Genomic DNA, 18,674 nt, shown 5'->3' with positions numbered 1-18,674 from the left:
ACATCGTGATTAAATTAAGTAATTAAAAACAATGCTTTCGATTTTCTAAAAATTTAATTTGTAGACTCTCTTTCTACCAAATAGGTTTCAATCACCTCAGTTATGTAATTTTCATCTTCAGATTCATCTTCAGACTCTAATCGATCAATAATAATTTTGGCTGCACGATTTCCCATTTTTACACCACTTTGACTCACTGTAGTAATAGTTGGAGTTGAATATTTAGAAATCATACCATCAGTAAAAGCGATTACAGCAAGGTCTTTCGGCACATTCAATCCAATTTTATTAGCCGTTTTGATACAGGTTACGGCAAAAATTTCATTTACTGCAAAAACTGCATCAATAGCCTCGTCTTCCAGTAATTTACCTATAATAATTTCACAAGTATCAATATCTTCAATTTTAATAATTAAGCTCTCATCAAAAGGTAAATTATTATCAAGCAACGCTTTGACATACCCATCGGTTCTCAATTTACCAACACTTACATAATCAACTGTAGTGACCAAAGCAATTTTTTTTCGTCCTTTATCGATCAAGCTTTGCACAGCTTCATATGCGGCTTGTTTGTCATCAATAATTACTTTATCACACAATACTTCATTAGTAACTCTATCAAACATTACAACAGGCATCCCTTGATTTATTACTTCTGTAATATGATGAAAATCTCCTTTGAATTGAGTCTCTTTAGACAATGACATAATGAAACCATCTATACTTCCATTGGCCAAAAGTTCCATGTTTAATACTTCTTTATCAAAAGAATCATCGGACAAACAGATAACTACACTGTATCCATTTTCATTGGCTATTTGCTCGATACCATTGATAACGGTGGAAAAAAAATGGTGTACAATTTCTGGGATAATAATACCGATCGTTTTGGTTTTTCGGTTTTTAAGACTAAGGGCAATATTATTGGGTTTGTAATGATAAAATTTGGCAAATGCTTGAACTTTTAATCTTGTTTCTTCACCTATTTCCGGACTATTTCTAAGAGATTTTGAAACAGTGGAAATTGAAACATCCAATTCTTTAGCAATTTGCTTTAGAGTTATTTTTTTCTTCATAAAATGTGGCATTACTATATTGTACTAATCATTTCTTAATAAAGGTAACATAATTTTTTATTTATTGTAAATATTCGCATAAAAATAAATATAAAAAGCAAAGTTTTCAACACTATCACGTTTTCGTAACACCGTATAATTTCGGTCATGTCGGGCGTGTTAATTAATTCTTAATTTTGAAATTCGAAGTAAAAAAACTTAAACAAAACTTAACCAAAAAAAACAATTAATTTAAACAAAAAGTATGAAAACAATTTATAGAAAGTTGTTATTTTTATTACTCCTACTTCCGTTTTGTGCAATAGCCCAAAACAAAGTTGAAGGAATAGTACTTGATAATGTATCAGGTCAGCCTATTCCAGGAGTAAATGTAAAAATAGAAGGAAGCGCTTCAGGTGCTTCAACGGGTTTTGACGGTAAATTTCAATTGTCTAATGTAAAACCTACAGATGTGTTAAACATATCTTATATGGGATATACAACTAGGACAGTTACTGTTGGATCTCAAAGTTCATTAACTATTAAACTTCAAGAAGATTCTAATCAATTAAAAGAAGTCGTAGTACAAGTAGGATACGGTTCTGTTAAGAAAAAAGATGCTACTGGTGCGGTGACCGTATTATCAACAAAAGATTTCAATAAAGGATTAAATGTTACTTCAGAAAACTTAATTACAGGTCGAGTAGCTGGCGTAAGTGTTACTGGAGGAGGTGCTCCTGGAGCAAAAGCAAACATCCGAATTAGAGGAGGATCATCACTGAATGCTTCGAACGAACCTTTAATTGTAGTTGACGGCTTACCCCTAAGCAATGCAGTCCCTGATGGCTCAACAAGTATTTTATCTACTATTGACCCAAATGATATTGAGTCTTTTACAATACTAAAAGACGCTTCAGCATCAGCAATTTATGGATCTAGAGCAGCAAACGGAGTTATTGTTATTACCACTAAAAAAGGGACCAAAGGAGGTGTGAAAGTTGCTTTTAACACACAGTCTGGAGTAAGTACTGTTGCCAAAAAGATTGACGTATTAAGTGCTGATCAATTTCGTGAGTTAGTAAATACATATGGTACAGCTAACCAAAAAGCGAAACTTGGTACTGCAAATACTGATTGGCAAGATGAAATCTTTCATGATGTAATAACTACTGACAATAACATATCTGTAAGCGGTTCTTTATTCGACAAATTACCTACAAGACTTTCTGTTGGTAACACCAACACACCTGGTATTTTAAAAAACACAAGTTTTGAAAGAACAACTACTTCATTATCTTTAAATCCTGTACTTTTAGATAATCACTTGAAAATCGACATTAACGGTAATTTATCATTTGGTAAAAATCAATTTCAAGATGAAAGTAATGTAATTGGTAGCGCTATCTCTTTTGACCCAACACAACCAGTTTATCAAGCAGATTCTCGTTATGATGGATATTTCGAATGGTTAGCCGCAAATGGCGATGTACTTCTTCTACCTGCAAAAAATCCAGTAGCCCGCATAAATCAAAACAATAGAAGATCTACTTCTACAAGAAAATGGGGTAATGCTAGAGTAGATTATAAAATGCATTTCTTAGAAGAACTGAGAGCAGTTGCAGAAGTAGGAATAGACAGATTTGACAGTCAAGGATTTGAAGAGACAAGTGTAAATAGCATTAGCGGTTACCAACCTAAAACTTTTTCTTCAGGTCAATGGGTTAATTTAGGTAATCGAAGAGATTATACAGACTCACGTCAGAACAAAAATCTAAATGCTTATTTAAATTATGTTAAAGAATTTGGCAAATTTAAAGTTGATTTAACAGGAGGTTACAACTATCAATTATTTCAAAGGGAAGCATATACTACTGGAGAAACTAGACAGCCTAATCCTGCGGAAGATGTAACTACAGACCCTGATATTAATCTGCAATCTTACTTTGGACGTGCTAATATTGGATATGACAGCAGGTATTTACTTACTATAAATTACAGAAGAGATGGTACTTCACGTTTTTCTGAAGCAAACCGTTGGGGTGATTTTGGAGGAGCTGCCTTTGCTTGGAATATAGGAGAAGAAGCTTTCTTAAAAGACAACAAAACCATTTCTGCTTTAAAATTAAGAATTGGATATGGTACTACAGGACAACAAGACATTTCTGCTTCTTATGACTATTTAAGAAGAGTAACATTAGGAACTGTAAATTCTAATTATGTTTTTGGCAGTACAGCTTACCAAGTTGCAAGAACTGAAGGATTTAATGAAACTATTAAATGGGAAACTGCAACAGAGTTTAACGTTGGAGTAGATTTTGGGTTCTTAGAGAATAGAATTAACGGTAGTATTAACTATTTCAACAAAATAGCTTCAGATCTTTTAGCTGACATTGCCTATCCTGATGGTGCCAATTTAAGAAACTCAGGTTTTGCAAACATTGGTGATGTTAGAACTGATGGTATTGAATTTAATATCAATGCCGATATCATTAAAAAAGACAACTTAAACTGGAATTTAGGCTTTAATGTGGCTTACCTTAATCAAGAAATCACTAGTTTAGGCGAAACAGTTCCTGGTTTTCAAGGATATATGACAGGTGATAATATTGCTGGAGGGAGTAATAATAAAATCAAAATTAATACAGTTGGTTTCAATCCTAGCTCATTTTATGTCTACGAACAACTATATGACATCAACAAAAGACCAATACAAGGAGCTTATGTAGATAGAGATGGAGATGGAAAAATTACTCAAAACGACAGATACAGATTTCACAAACCAAATGCTGATTATACTTTTGGATTATTTAGTACTTTCAATTACAAAAAATTTGATTTTGCTATGAGTTGGAGAGCTAGCTTGGGAAATTATGTGTTTGACAATATCAGTTCTGACAAAGGGTACTTACAAGCGGCATTAAGGAGAGATACTGATTTAGCAAATATTACCCCTGATTTTTATGAAACTGGATTCACTTATGAAGATAATGGGACATCACGTTACGCTTCAGATTATTTTATAAAAGATGCTTCTTTTATAAAATTGGATAATATCTCAGTAGGATACACTATGGACAAATCAGTTCTTAAATTGGCAACTTTACGTTTCTCTTTAGGAGTTCAAAACGCACTTGTTTTTAGTAAATACAACGGAATAGATCCTGAAAGCTTTTCTGGTGTTGATGGATCTGTTTACCCAAGAGCTAGAACATTTATGTTTGGTGTAAATGCTAATTTCTAACCCTAATTTTTAAACACAATAAAATGAAAATATCATTTAAAAAAATAGCTTATTTATTTCTAGTAATTTTAGGAATGAATATGGTTCTTACTTCTTGTACAGATGACTTGAATGTAACACCAAAAGACGATGATGAATTTCTTGCAGAAGACTTTTATAAAAATCCAGATTCCTACAAAAAAGTTTTAGCAAAATTATACGCTGGCATGTATGTTGGAGGTAATGATGGAGATGGTCAAGCTGATATTTCTGGAATTGGAGGAGATTTTAGCAGTTACTTAAGATTACTTTTTGTGACTCAAGAATTGACTACAGACGAAGCAATAATCGCTTGGGCAGACGGTACTTTACCAACTTTGAATACCCAAACGTGGGTACCAGTCAATGAGTTTTTATACGGAACTTATTCTCGCTCATTCTATCAAATTAGTATTGCTAATGAGTTTTTAAGACAAACGACAGATGAAAAATTAACTGAAAGAGGAGTAGATGCTGCTTTAAAAGCTGAAATAGCAACATTTAGAGCAGAAGCACGCTTCTTAAGAGCATTTGATTACGTACAATTGATGGATTTATTTGGAAATGTTCCTATTACTACAGAGGCGGATCCAGTAGGTATTTACAATCCAGTTCAAAAATCAAGAGCCGAAGTATTTGCTTTTGTGGAAAGTGAATTAAAAGACTTAGATTCTAGTTTAAAAGCTTCAAGAGGGAATGAATATGGTAGAATAGATAAAACCGCAGCTAAATTTTTATTAGCTCAAATTTATCTTAATGCCAAAGTTTACATTGGTACAGCCAAAAACACAGAATGTATTTCTGCTTGTAATGATGTAATTGCCTCAGGTTATTCTTTTGCAGATGTCCCGTACGCATATTTATTCTCTGCAGATAACAATACCAATGGAGCACAAGATGAAGTTATCTTTCCAATCGTAAGCGACGGTAACTACACTAGAGCTACAGGAGGTGGAATGAGTTTTATTATGCACGCTTCTATAGTTGGATCTATGAATCCAAGTGACAGAGGAATGGATGGTGGATGGAATGGGATAAGAACAAGAAAAGAATTTGTTCAATTATTCCCAGATGAAAATGGAGTAGGTGATGTAAGGGGAAGCTTTTACACAAGTGGGCAATCTCTTGAAGTAAACAATGTAGGAACCCCTACTGATGGATATGGTATTACAAAATACATCAATAAGAAAGCAGATGGTAGTGCAGCCCAAAGAAATGATATTCCGGATATAGACTTCCCAATGTTTAGAATGTCGGACGCATACTTAATGTATGCAGAAGCAACTCTAAGAGGAGGAACTGGCGGAGATATTACTACAGCTGTAGGGTATGTCAATAAATTAAGAACAAGAGCAGGTGCATCATCCATTACATCTACAGATTTGACGCTTAATTTTATTCTTGACGAAAGAGGACGAGAATTATTTTGGGAATGCCACAGAAGAACAGATTTAATTCGTTTTGACAAATTTACAGGTTCATCTAAAATATGGCAATGGAAAGGTGGCGTAAAAAACGGCACTTCAACAGAATCATACAGAAACCTAATGCCAATTCCATCAACCGCTATTCAAGCAAACCCAACTTTAAAACAAAATCCTGGATACTAACCTTATTAAATATTATAAAAAATGAAAAATCTAAATAAAATTTTAATCGCTTTTGTAAGCGTACTTGCTATATCTTGCTCTGGGGATGATGTTGAAAACAGACCCGTAATCGTAGAAGGAACAGCACCTGTTCTTCTTTCTCCTAAATCAGATTTTAATATTGTATTATCACAAGAAAACGAAACTGACTTGGCTACTACAGTAGTTTGGGAACCAGCAACTTACGAGGGAGATGCAACGGTAATAAATTACACTATAGAAATTGCAAAAAAAGGTACAGATTTTGCAACTCCTTTTATTGCAGCAACTTCAACATCTACTTTCAAAAACTTTACAGTTGCAGAACTTAATTCCGCATTAATTAATGCAGGTTTCCCAGCTAAGGTAGAATCTGAAATTGATATTCGTGTGAAATCAACTTTAGGAGGTGTTGGTTCAACACCTCAAATTTCAAACTCGTATACTATCAAAGCTACCCCATACCATGTACCATTAGCTTCTTCTCATTGGTTAGTTGGTGCTGCTACTCCAGGTGGTTGGACGTGGGATGGTGATGCTGAAACAGAATTTCCATTAATTATTGGAAGAACAGACGCTTATCAAGTAGCAATTGTATTAAAAAGTGGAGAAGCTTTCAGAGAGTTTTTAAAAAATGATTTCACGAGTGGTGGTAACTGGGGTACCTCACATAATTACACATATTTCTCAGATAATGGTTTTACAATTGATTCAGAATTGGAAAATGCCGGAGATGGTGATAGTAACTTTAGATATACAGGCCCTACTACTGAAAGAGTTTTGACTATTGATTATACTGCCAAAACAATCACACTAGAATAAATAATACAAACTTGCATAAAAGACTTAATAAAATAAGGGGCTGTTGTAAAACAGCTCCTTATTTTATTATAAAAAACTCATTATTTAGTGAATTATTAGGATATTAAAAACTATCTTTTAAAACAAACCCAAGAATTCAACCCAAATAACTAGCTAGCTATAAAATTGTATTGAAGTATTTCCTTTCTAGCAATGATTATATCTCTTTATCAAATTCTGAACATTTCAATGTGATGATTCTATCTATTAAAATTATTACAACACAAAACAGCAAACAATAGTGATAGATTAAAAAAAAACATTCATAGCATTATTAGAGAGCAACAATGTGATTACCTAAACGGCAATCACATTGTTGCTCTTTTACATTGAAAACTAACAAGATAACCAATGATTTTAGCATAATTCCATATTAATTTTTTGTAGTAATTTTTTTATCAACACTACATCGTTATAGTATTTATTAATATTTAACCTATGTTAAATTATAAGATATATTTTATAATTTTATAACTATTAGATTTAAATAAAATATAATATTCGAAATGTTTGTAGTTGCAAATGCGAATAACCTGAATTTTAAATAAGGTTGCGCGACCAAAGACCGAACCAGTATTAATGTCTTTAAAATATGATTCAAAAGATTAAAAAAGCGGATGCCGAAAAGCTAATGAGTAGGCAAAGAAAATTTCAAATTTATCAAAATGAAAAAAGATTTTTTAAAAAAAGTAAAAGGAGCTATTCTATCTAAAGATGAAGCAATGACGATCTCGGGTGGTTATGTTAATGGTTCATTTAATCCCTCTGGACCATGTTCTTTTATTTATTGCGGAGGATTTGCAAATGTTGGTGCTCCGGTAGCGACCCCAAAAGGTTGTGTAGCTGCAAGATTATATATATATAGGCCAAATCCGTCATTATATTGTCAAGCTTAGTATTTATTACAGGTTTAGAGGTTTGAAAAAACCTCTTTTCTTTTAATTTCAAAATAAAATTATGATAATACAAAGTTTTTGGTCGAAACCATTTTTAAGTAATTCAACAGACCCCAATAGTCGATTTAAAAGCGGATGGCTTAATGAAAAATATTTTTATTTTAGTATGGGCATTAAGCTGTTTAATATTTAAAGAATTTTATAGCGAAGTAAATCTCTATACTGATACTAAAGGAGAATTTATTGTAAATAAAACATTAGGCATCCCTTATTCAAATTTTATAAATTGTTTTGACAACTTAGATAATACAAATGAAAAGCTATGGGCCATTCCTAAACTTTATGCCTATAATCTTCAAAACAATCCATTTATTCATGCAGATACTGATGTTTTTATTTGGGAAAAGTTTCCAGAAGAATTAATCAATGCACCCTTATTTTGCAAAATATAGAAGAAAATTTTCCAATCTACTCAGAAGCATTAGAAGAAATTCTAAAATTGTTTGACAGGATACCAACTGAGCTAATTAATTCTTTATACAAACACAAAAAAATAATGGCTTTTAATGCCGGGATTATTGGAGGTACTGATATGGCTTTTTTTAAGAAACTATATTCGCGATCTAAAAAATTTATAAATAAAAATGAGCATTATTTTGAAAAAATTGACGTAGGTATTTTCAATATGATTTATGAACAGCAACTCGGATATGCAATTGCGGATAAACAAGGAATCCATCCTAAATCATTATTCGACAATATTGATTCTAATTTTACAACTTTAGTAAACTTTCCTTTAGCAGCATTTCATAGCAAGTATATTCATGCAATTGGTTTTGCAAAAAAATCTTTATATGCATGTGAGCAAATAGAAGCACTATTAATGTATGAATTTCCAGAGGAATATGAAAAGATAAAAGTCAATGGAATTAAAAATTCATTGTGGAAAGATTACTACGAAATATCAGAATTAAGAAAAAGGTTTTTATTTTCAATTTTTAATTTTGTTAGAGAAAATGACATTTCTGTTATTTACAATGTCAAATTTCATATTAATCGCACAGCAAAAATTTTAGAAGACAATGATTCTAGTAAAATAGATTATGCATCTCCACAAACATTACAAAGAGAACAACTAGATCTTGAAGAATGGGATGCTATTTTATTGTATTTTCAAGAACCCATTTCTATCAATGAGTTAAGTTTTGAATTACTATTAGATAATGATATTGCTGCAAAACACACCAAAAAAACATTAACTGAGAAATTATTGTCTTTTGTCTTTGACAAATGCCTATTACATGAAATTCTATTGCCCGATTTTGTAAACAAATAATTCGAAAAAAAATGGTTGTAAAAGTTGGCTATTTGGTTTCTTACGATTATGAATATTTGAAATATTCATTACCATTAGTTTATCAAAATGAAAAAGTACAAGAAATAATTTTAGTCATAGATAAGGATAGATTAACATGGTCTGGAAACAAATTTGAAATTCCATTATCTTTTTTTGAATGGATTAAATCAATTGACATAGAATTTAAAATAAAAATTGAAGAAGATTCCTTTTATAATGAATTGAATCCACCAATGATAAATGAAAATGAAGAACGTAATTTTCTTTATAAAAAAATGGGAAAATGCGATTGGTATATTCAATTAGATTGCGACGAATATTTTCTTGATTTTGACAAATTTATGAATGAATTAGAGAAAATATATTTAGACAAAAATAAATATAACAACGCTCTTTCTGTATGTGTCAAATTTGCAAATTTATTTAAAAAGTTAGATAAAGGATTTTTAGTTATTTCTCCTATAATAGAAAACTGTTGGGTCGCTACTACAAATCCCATTTGCTATTATGGAAGAGTTAACGAATATAACAAAACAATTGAATCAGATGCTATTCTTATCCATCAATCTTGGGCTAGAGATCAAAATGAAATACTTCAAAAAATAACAAATTGGGGGCATAAAAATGATTTTGACTCTAACAGTTATTTTAATTTATGGAAATCACTTGATAAAAACAATTACAGATATATCCGCAATTTTCATCCATTACAAAATAATTATGGAGTATGGAATGAACTAAAGTTATTAAATTTTGAAAATATTGAAACATTATTAAACTATAATGAGAATCAATTAAGAAGAGTCTTCAATAAAAGTAAATTACAAGTATAAAAAAAAATCAAAGTTTTTGGCTAAGCCCTTTACAAGAGATTTTAATACCAGATTTTAGAAATAAATAGCAGTAATTAAAAAAAATCAAACGCTTTAAAATTCCGAATAGTTTGTAGTTGCAAATACGAATAATCAGAATTTTAGATAGGTTGCGCAACCTAAGACCGAGTCTGAGATTAATGTCTATAAAATATGATTTTAAAAATTAAAAAAGCGGAAGCCGAAAAGCTAATGAGTAGGTAGAGAAGAATTTTAAATTTATTAAAATGAAAAAAGATTTTTTGAGTAAAATTAAAGGAGAGATTTTAAGTGTTAAAGATGCTAAAATAATTCAAGGAGGATATAATATTGAAGCGTGTAATGCCCCACAATGCCCTCAAGGTTATTTACAGCAAGCTACAACTGTTTGGTGTGGTAGCAGCTATTTGTCATTGTACTGGAATAACTTTCAATATTGCAGGAAATAATCAAAAACATAATATATAAAAAACAAAGGGAGAATATTTAAAGTACTCTCCCTTTTTGAAAAAAAAAAATGAAAATAATACAAAGTTTTTGGACTAAACCCTCTTTATGCTATTCAGAAGACCAAAATGCAAGATTTAATGGAGGTTGGTCACATCAAAAATATGCTTTTTATAGCTTTGCATTAAGTGCATTGACTATAAAAAAGCATTATGATTGTATTGAACTTTATACAGATAACTATGGATTAGAGCTGTTTAGAGATGTATTACAACTTCCTTATGATAAGATACATGTAAATCTAAATTCGCTAGATAATTATAATCCAAAGTTATGGGCAATTGGAAAACTGGTTTCTTGTTCTATGCAAGAAGAACCATTTCTACATCTAGACAACGATATTTATCTATGGGATAAATTAAACTATAATGAAAGTAATTTTGATATTATCGCTCAAAATTTTGAAATAGATTATCCAAACTATATTAATACTTTCAATTTTATTTTGAAAAATTTCAATTGGATTCCAAATGAGATAAAAGAAACTTATAAAAAAAACAATAACATTTTGGCCTACAATGCTGGTGTTATTGGAGGCAAAAATTTTGAATTCTTTAAAGAATTGAAACAAAAGGCATTTCAATTTATTGATGAGAATATCGCTTATTTAGAAAAAATGGATATAGGAATATTTAATACGATTTTCGAACAGCAATTAGGTTATGCATTAGTTGAGAAAAATAAATTAAAAATTCAGTTTCTATTTGATAAAGTTGACGCAAATTTTGAACAAGTAATTAATTTTGGCGCAGTCCCAACTTATTCAAAATACATTCATTGCATCGGTTCTGCAAAAAAGTCCATTTTTGCAACAGAACAAATTGAAGCGAGGCTTGCATATCATTTTCCGCAATTCTATAAAGATCTAAACCTAAGATTGGACAATCATTTTGGCACTAATATATATAGTTCGAGTTCTATTTCTCCAAAAAGACTGGAGTTTTTGTTTAATTACTATAAGCTTATGGATAATTATGATTTAGACACTTTGTTTAATCTAAAATTTAAAATCAGTAATAAATGTAAAATTGAAATTGATGAAAATGACAATGCAACTATTGAATTTTTAATCCCACAACTTAATGAAATTGACAGAAAGGAATTGCTCGGGTGGAGTTCTATCCTTCTATATTTTCAAGAGACAGTTTCAATCAAGGAATTATACAACGAATTGGTAATTGACCGTTCATTTATAGAAAAATTTGAAAGCCCCAATGATTTTAAAATGAAATTAATAAGTTTTACTTTGGAAAAAGCACTAATGTTAGAAATATTAATTCCAGAAAATTTAATTATAGAACACAATCTGTGTGAAATAAACTAATACCTACTTAAAAGATCAAAATAAAATATTAAAATTCTGAATTATTTGTAGTTGCAAATATGAGTAAACAGAGTTTTAAATAGGGTAGCGCAACCTGAGACCGAACCCGAGATTAATGTCTATAAAATATGATTTAAAAATTAAAAAAAGCGGAAGTCGAAAAGCTAATGAGTAGGCAAAGTAAAATTTTTAAATTTATTAAAATGAAAAAAGATTTTTTAAACAGATTAAAAGGAGCAATCCTTTCTAAAGAAGAAGCAAAAACAATTTCAGGAGGCTATAATTATTCCGTAGATGGTATAAACGGATCAGGATGTGGTTATGCTATTTGCTACAAAGTTTTTTCATATACGACTAACAATTGTTCTTCGACTGTTGCTCTTAATGGATGGAAAGTAGCTTATGGACAAGTTCAGAACGATACAGTTTCTTCTAGACTTTGCGTAACAAAATAAAACCATATCATAAATAGATGAAAGTCATTCAAAGTTTTTGGTCGATACTTTTTTTTAAAAGAAAATGACGATTTGAATACAAGATTTAAGGGAGGTTGGCTAAATGCCAACTTCTTTTTTTACCCTTGTTTATGCAGTTATTTTAAAATTCGAACAGAACTATGGAGAAGTTGCGCTCTACAAAGATAGTCTTGGCAAAGAATTACTTATTGATAAAATAGAAAACCAATATTCTAAGGTCCATTTAGAACTTAACGAATTACATGATTATTCATTAAAATTATGGGCACTGGGTAAAGTAATTACTTATTCTCCTTAGAAAAAGACTTTTATCCTTGCGGATACATATGTTTTTGTAAGGAATAAACTTTCTCTTGATACTTCAGTATTATCTTTACAACTAGGCTTAACTACTCTGTTCGGTTCCTATCTTGCTTTTAATCCATTTCGTTATTTTCATCACTGGAAATTATAACGTCCTTTTTTTCGCCCCTTTATCTCTTATAATTAGCAAATTACACATCAATTTATTTAAAGATTAGACAAAACAAAACTCAAATACTATTTGTAGTCCTTTTTTTATCAACACTACATCGTTGTAGTATTTATTAATAATTTACTTATGTTAAATAATAAGATATATAATATATTTTTGATTACCGATTCATTCATAATAAATAAAAAAAGTTAATATTTTGAATTATTTGCAGTTGCAAATGCAAGTAAACAGAATTTTAAATAGGGGTGCACAACCTGAGACCAAACCCGAGATTAATGTCTATAAAATATGATCTCAAAAAATTAAAAAGCGGAAGCCGAAAAGCTAATGAGTAGGCAGACAAAAATTTTAAATTTATTAAAATGAAAAAAGATTTTTTAAGTAAAGTAAAAGGAGCTATACTATCTAAAGAAGAGGCAAAAACAATTTCTGGTGGATATAATGGGTCATTTATTGATGGCAGTCCATGCTCGTTCATTGTTTGCGGTAGCTACAGCAATCAAGGCGCGAAAGTAGCAACTCCTGCTGGTTGCACACCAAGAAATCTATATTATTATAAACCAAATCCTTCATTATATTGTGTTGGAGTTTAGTCTTATTTGAAAGAAGATTTAAGAGGTTTGAAAAAACCTCTTTTCTTTTAATTTAAAAAAAATAATTATGATAATACAAAGTTTTTGGTCAAAACCTTTTTTAAGTAATTCTAAAGATCCGAACAGTCGGTTTAAAGGAGGATGGCTAAATGAGAAGTATTTTTACTACAGTATGACATTAAGTTGCTTAAAGTTTAAAGAATTATATGGCGAAGTAAATCTCTATACTGATACTAAAGGAGAATTTATTGTAAATAAAACATTAGGCATCCCTTATTCAAATTTTATAAATTGTTTTGACAACTTAGATAATACAAATGAAAAGCTATGGGCCTTTCCTAAACTTTATGCCTATAATCTTCAAAACAATCCATTTATTCATGCAGATACAGATGTTTTTATTTGGGAAAAGTTCCCAGAAGAATTAATCAATACACCCTTATTTTGCCAAAATATAGAAGAAAATTTTCCAATTTATTCAGAAGCACTAGAAGAAATTTTGACTTTATTTGACTGGATACCTGCAGAACTAATTAATTCTTTGTACAAACATAAAAAAATATTAGCTTTTAACGCTGGGATTATTGGAGGTACTGACTTGGCTTTTTTTAAAAAACTATATTCTCGATCTAAAAAATTCATTAATAAAAATGAGCATTTTTTTGATAAAATTGACGTAGGTATTTTTAATATGATCTATGAACAACAACTTGGATATGCAATTGCTGATAAAAAAGAAATCAGTCCCAAATCATTTTTAAACAATATTGATTCCAATTTTACACCATTAGTAAATTTTCCTTTAGCAGCATTTCACACCAAGTATATTCATGCAATAGGATTTGCAAAAAAATCAATTTATGCTTGCGAACAGATTGAAGCACTATTAATGTATGAGTTCCCTGAAGAATATGAAAAGATAAAATTCAATGGGACTAAAAATTTACTATGGAAAGATTATTATGAAATTTCAGAAATAAGAAAAAAATATTTATTTTCTATTTTCAAATATGTAAGAGAAAACTGTATGGATGTAGTTTGCGAAACGAAATTTAGATTAAACCCCTCAGTTAAAATTTTAGAAGACAATGATTCTAGTAAAATAGATTATATTTCACCACAAACATTACAAAGAGAACAAGTAAATCTTGAGGAATGGGACGCCATTTTATTCTATTTCCAAGAATCCATTTCCATCAATGAACTATGTTTAGAATTAATGCTGGATAATGACATTGCGGCAAAGCACACCAAAAAAGAATTAACGGAAAAATTATTGTCGTTTGTTTTTGACAAATGCCTTTTACATGAAATTCTATTACCTGATTTTCTAAACAAATAATTTAAAAAAAAGATGGTTGTAAAAGTTGGCTATTTGGTTTCTTACGATTATGAATACTTGAAATATTCATTACCATTAGTTTACAAAAATAAAAAAGTACAAGAAATAATTTTAGTCATAGATAAGGATCGATTAACATGGTCTGGAAATAAATTTGAAATTCCATTTTCTTTTTTTGAATGGATTAAATCAATTGACATAGAATTTAAAATAAAAATTGAAGAAGATTCCTTTTATAATGAATTGTATCCCCCAATGATAAATGAAAATGAAGAACGCAATTTTCTATATAAAAAAATGGGAAAATGTGATTGGTATATTCAATTAGATTGCGATGAATATTTTCTTGATTTTGACACATTTATGAATGAATTAGAGGAAATATATTTAGACAAAAGTAAGTATCATAACACTCTTTCTATATGCGTCAAATTTGCAAATTTATTTAAAAAGCTAGAGAAAGGATTTTTGGTTATATCACCTATAGTAGAAAACTGTTGGGTTGCTACTACGAATCCCATTTGCTATTATGGAAGAGTAAACGAATATAACAAAACCATCGAATCTGGAGCTATTCTTATCCATCAATCTTGGGCTAGAAGTCAAGATGAAGTATATCAAAAAATAACAAATTGGGGACATAAAAATGATTTTGACTCTAACAGTTATTTTAATTTATGGAAATCACTTGATATAAACAATTATAGATACATCCGCAATTTCCATCCCTTACAAGATAATGATGGGGTATGGAATGAACTGAAATTATTGAATTTTGAAAATATTGAAACATTATTAAACTATAATGAGAATCAGTTAAGAAGAGTCTTCAATAAAACTAGATTAAAAATATAAAAATGATTATTCAAAGCTTTTGGTCCAAACCTTTTTTAAAAGAAAATGACAATTTGAATGCACGATTTAATGGAGGTTGGCTCAACACCAACCTCTTTTTTTACTCTTGTTTATTCAGTTGTTTAAAATTCAAACAGCATTATGGAGAAGTTACACTCTACACTGACGATCTAGGAAAAGAATTGCTAATTGATAAGTTAGAAATCCCATATTCTAAGGTTTATTTAGAACTTAACGAATTACAGGATTATCCTGCCGAGTTATGGGCACTTGGAAAAGTACTAACCTATTCTCTTCAAGAAAAACCTTTTATTCATGCTGATACCGATGTTTTTATATGGAATAAACTTTCCGATGATTTATTAAAAGCAGATTTATTTGCTCAAAACTTAGAATACAATTTTCCAAAATATAAAGAAGTGTTGGAAACAGCACTTAGTAAATTTAAAGATCTTACAGAGGATTTATTTCCCATTTACTTAAAAACAAAAAATGTTTATGCATATAACGCAGGCATAATTGGCGGTAATGATTTAGGCTTTTTTAAAGAATTTAAAAACAAAGTTTTTAAAATTATAGATGCTAATTTAGATAAACTGCATTTGATTGATATTGGAGTTTTTAATATGGTGTATGAACAAATGTTGGGGTTTGAGTTAGCAAATCAAAAGAATCTAGATATAAAGTTTTTAAAATCTGAAATGAATGAAGCATTCACTAATGTTATGAAATTTCATATGGTTCCTGTAAAAGAGACTTATATTCATACTGTTGGGTATGCCAAAAAGTCTCTAGAAATGTGTGAACAACTAAAATACCGATTGCGGTATGAATTCCCGGAAGAATATGACAAACTAAATAAGAATTTAATAAAATACAATCTATGTTCTGAGAATGACATTGTAGATGATGAAATTCGTTTTGAATTCCTAACTAAAATGTATGCTTGGTTGGAGAATACTTCTTGGGAAATTATTTTGGATACCGAATTTAAATTATCCGAAAGCACACGATTCAATGAAATTACTGAAGAAGAAATAGAAATATATTATTATTCTCCTCAAAAGAAGATGGAAGATAAATTAAAAATGGAAGATTGGGATTTCCTTCTATACTATTTTGAAAATCCAATGAGTATTAACATGATCGTTTTGGAAATAATTAAAGACGAAGGTTTTATGAAAAATATTACTACCGAAGAATTAAAAGAAAAAATATTCTCTTTTGTAATGGATAGATGCATCTACCATCAAATTTTATTACCTACAAATTTCAATTAAAAAATGAATAATTTCACATATCTCAAAAAATATTTAAGAGAAAATCAATATTACAATCTAGAAGATGGGTTCCATAAGCAATTAGAATCTCATCCTAATTTCCCGAGTCTGTATGCGATAATAGATACGTTTAATTTTTTTGAAATTGAGAATCTTGCTGCAAAAATTGAAAAAGAAGAACTGGAAAACATTCCCCATTCTTTTCTTTCGGTAGTAGATTCGGACACAGGAAAGGAGATTGTATTTACAGAAAAAAATAAAAAAAATATAACTATAGAGTTTTCAAACGGTTTCAAAAAAAAAATTTCCAAAGAAGAATATTTAAAAATTTGGACCGGAATAATTGTTGCTATTGAAGCTAATCCAATTAACGAAAGTCAATTATTATCTTCAAACAAAAAGTATAATGTAATAATTGGTGGTGTTTTTGTACTCTCAACAATTCTATTGTTTTTAATAAACAATCAGGACTTGATTACAGGAATATCTTATTATTTACTCTTACTAACTGGTTTGATTATTAGTTTTTTTTTGGTGCGAGAAGAAATGGGTTTATATAATGATTCCATCTCAAAAATATGCAATGCAACAGAAAAAACTAGTTGTAAAGATGTCATGTCGTCCAATGGTGCCAAAGTTTTTAAAAACACAAGTCTAAGTGACATTTCTATACTTTATTTTAGTTCACTGACATTGTTTTTTGTTCTTACTCCTTTTAATTCAAATAGTTTTATTTATTCAATTATTGGAATTTTTAGTGTTCCAATTATTCTATACTCAATCTATTATCAAGGCTTTATTGTAAAAAAATGGTGTCTTCTCTGCTTAGGCATAGATGTAGTGCTTTTATTACAAATAATAGTGATTTCGCTTAATTTCTCCCTAGAATTGAATTCGATAGCAATTATTTCTTTTTTTTCTGGAATATTGATAATTGCCTTATTTTATTTTTGGGGTTATGAGTTTAAAAATAGAATTCAAAAAATAAATAAGTACGAGATTACCGAATTACAATATCAAAAATTAAAACGAAATTATCTTGTTTTCAATGCATTATTAAAAAATAATCAAAAAATAGACGAAGACCAGTTAAATGATTTGAAAACCGTTATAATAGGCAAAATAGAGTCACCAATAACTCTATTTTTGATTATAAGTGCTTCTTGTGGGCATTGTCATACTGCTTATGAAAATGCAGTTAAATTGGTAAAAAAAAATCCAAATGAAATAAAAATCAAATTACTTTTTAATATAAATATTGAGAATACTGAAAATCCAAATAATTTAATTTACAAACAAGCCACCAGTTATTATTGGAGTGGAGAGGTTCATAAAGCTATATCCTCATTAAATGATTGGCATATTGAAAAACTAGATTTAGAAAAGTGGAAATACAAATGGGAAAATAATCATGTTGAATACTCTACTAAAATGATCCCAAACCAATACAATTGGTGTTTAGAAAATGCCATTCATTTTACTCCTGCCATTATTCTTAATGGACATATCATACCAAAAGAATACCAAATTAATGAACTCAATTATTTCATCGATGAATTAATTGAAGAAAAAAAACTAGTACTTTGAGAATAAAAAACTTCCCTTTCTACAAACAACCAGATTCCAAAGATTGTGGGCCAACATGTTTGCGCATTGTAGCAAAATATTACAAAAAAACAATAGAATTACAACACATTAGAAATCTTTCAGAAACTACTCGTGAAGGGAGTAGTTTACTGGGGTTAAGTGATGCAGCAGAAGCGTTAGGATTCCGAACTCTTGGTATAAAAATAAACTTCGAGACATTACAAAATGAATCTCCTCTTCCATGTATTATTCATTGGAACAACCAACATTTTGTAGTTGTTTATAAAATCAAGAAAAACTTAATCTATATATCAGATCCTAGCCA

General features: G+C 29.7%; 16 protein-coding genes and 1 pseudogene. 16 read left to right on the top strand and 1 reads right to left on the bottom strand.

The window, feature by feature from the left end; all coding sequences use genetic code 11:
- Window positions 1–53: 53 nt before the first annotated feature.
- Entirely contained in the window at window positions 54–1,076 is a 1,023-nt protein-coding gene (locus AC1DY0_RS16560; RefSeq protein WP_477189693.1) for a LacI family DNA-binding transcriptional regulator, read from the bottom strand.
- A 244-nt stretch (window positions 1,077–1,320) separates the two neighbouring features.
- Between AC1DY0_RS16560 and AC1DY0_RS16555 the strand changes: the two genes are divergently transcribed.
- From AC1DY0_RS16555 to AC1DY0_RS16480, 16 genes and pseudogenes are all read left to right on the top strand, one after another.
- The gene (locus tag AC1DY0_RS16555) at window positions 1,321–4,296 is read left to right on the top strand and encodes a SusC/RagA family TonB-linked outer membrane protein (RefSeq protein ID WP_477189692.1); all 2,976 of its coding nucleotides are present in this window, start codon (window positions 1,321–1,323) and stop codon (window positions 4,294–4,296) included.
- Between the two features lie 23 nt (window positions 4,297–4,319).
- The gene (locus tag AC1DY0_RS16550) at window positions 4,320–5,924 is read left to right on the top strand and encodes a RagB/SusD family nutrient uptake outer membrane protein (RefSeq protein ID WP_477189691.1); all 1,605 of its coding nucleotides are present in this window, start codon (window positions 4,320–4,322) and stop codon (window positions 5,922–5,924) included.
- Window positions 5,925–5,945: 21 nt separating this feature from the next.
- Window positions 5,946–6,764, top strand: coding sequence for a SusE domain-containing protein (locus AC1DY0_RS16545; RefSeq protein ID WP_477189690.1), 819 nt, complete (start codon window positions 5,946–5,948; stop codon window positions 6,762–6,764).
- Window positions 6,765–7,468: 704 nt separating this feature from the next.
- Complete coding sequence (locus AC1DY0_RS16540; RefSeq protein WP_477189689.1) at window positions 7,469–7,699, top strand: hypothetical protein; 231 nt, start codon at window positions 7,469–7,471, stop codon at window positions 7,697–7,699.
- Window positions 7,700–7,842: 143 nt separating this feature from the next.
- Window positions 7,843–9,035: pseudogene (locus AC1DY0_RS16535) on the top strand (DUF6734 family protein).
- A gap of 11 nt (window positions 9,036–9,046) precedes the next feature.
- Window positions 9,047–9,889, top strand: coding sequence for a hypothetical protein (locus AC1DY0_RS16530; protein WP_477189688.1), 843 nt, complete (start codon window positions 9,047–9,049; stop codon window positions 9,887–9,889).
- A 266-nt stretch (window positions 9,890–10,155) separates the two neighbouring features.
- On the top strand, window positions 10,156–10,356 hold the full coding sequence (locus AC1DY0_RS16525) for a hypothetical protein (RefSeq protein ID WP_477189687.1): 201 nt from the start codon (window positions 10,156–10,158) through the stop codon (window positions 10,354–10,356).
- Between the two features lie 68 nt (window positions 10,357–10,424).
- Complete coding sequence (locus tag AC1DY0_RS16520) at window positions 10,425–11,738, top strand: DUF6734 family protein (RefSeq protein ID WP_477189686.1); 1,314 nt, start codon at window positions 10,425–10,427, stop codon at window positions 11,736–11,738.
- A 203-nt stretch (window positions 11,739–11,941) separates the two neighbouring features.
- Window positions 11,942–12,193: a hypothetical protein gene (locus tag AC1DY0_RS16515; protein ID WP_477189685.1), complete on the top strand. Its 252-nt coding sequence runs from the start codon at window positions 11,942–11,944 to the stop codon at window positions 12,191–12,193.
- Window positions 12,194–12,296: 103 nt separating this feature from the next.
- Entirely contained in the window at window positions 12,297–12,512 is a 216-nt protein-coding gene (locus tag AC1DY0_RS16510; protein WP_477189684.1) for a DUF6734 family protein, read from the top strand.
- A gap of 542 nt (window positions 12,513–13,054) precedes the next feature.
- Window positions 13,055–13,285, top strand: a complete 231-nt coding sequence (locus AC1DY0_RS16505; protein ID WP_326399770.1) for a hypothetical protein — start codon at window positions 13,055–13,057, stop codon at window positions 13,283–13,285.
- 67 nt (window positions 13,286–13,352) lie between these two features.
- Entirely contained in the window at window positions 13,353–14,627 is a 1,275-nt protein-coding gene (locus tag AC1DY0_RS16500; protein ID WP_477189683.1) for a DUF6734 family protein, read from the top strand.
- Between the two features lie 12 nt (window positions 14,628–14,639).
- A complete protein-coding gene (locus tag AC1DY0_RS16495) occupies window positions 14,640–15,482 on the top strand; it encodes a hypothetical protein (RefSeq protein ID WP_477189682.1) in 843 nt (280 codons plus the stop codon).
- 2 nt (window positions 15,483–15,484) lie between these two features.
- The gene (locus AC1DY0_RS16490; protein WP_477189681.1) at window positions 15,485–16,762 is read left to right on the top strand and encodes a DUF6734 family protein; all 1,278 of its coding nucleotides are present in this window, start codon (window positions 15,485–15,487) and stop codon (window positions 16,760–16,762) included.
- 3 nt (window positions 16,763–16,765) lie between these two features.
- On the top strand, window positions 16,766–18,349 hold the full coding sequence (locus AC1DY0_RS16485) for a vitamin K epoxide reductase family protein (protein WP_477189680.1): 1,584 nt from the start codon (window positions 16,766–16,768) through the stop codon (window positions 18,347–18,349).
- Between the two features lie 2 nt (window positions 18,350–18,351).
- Window positions 18,352–18,674, top strand: a 323-nt coding sequence (locus tag AC1DY0_RS16480; RefSeq protein WP_477189714.1) for a cysteine peptidase family C39 domain-containing protein, incomplete at its 3' end; no start/stop codon positions are given.

Source organism: Flavobacterium sp. P1_E4 (genome assembly GCF_056405915.1).
This window is presented reverse-complemented; position numbering and strand designations above follow the sequence as displayed.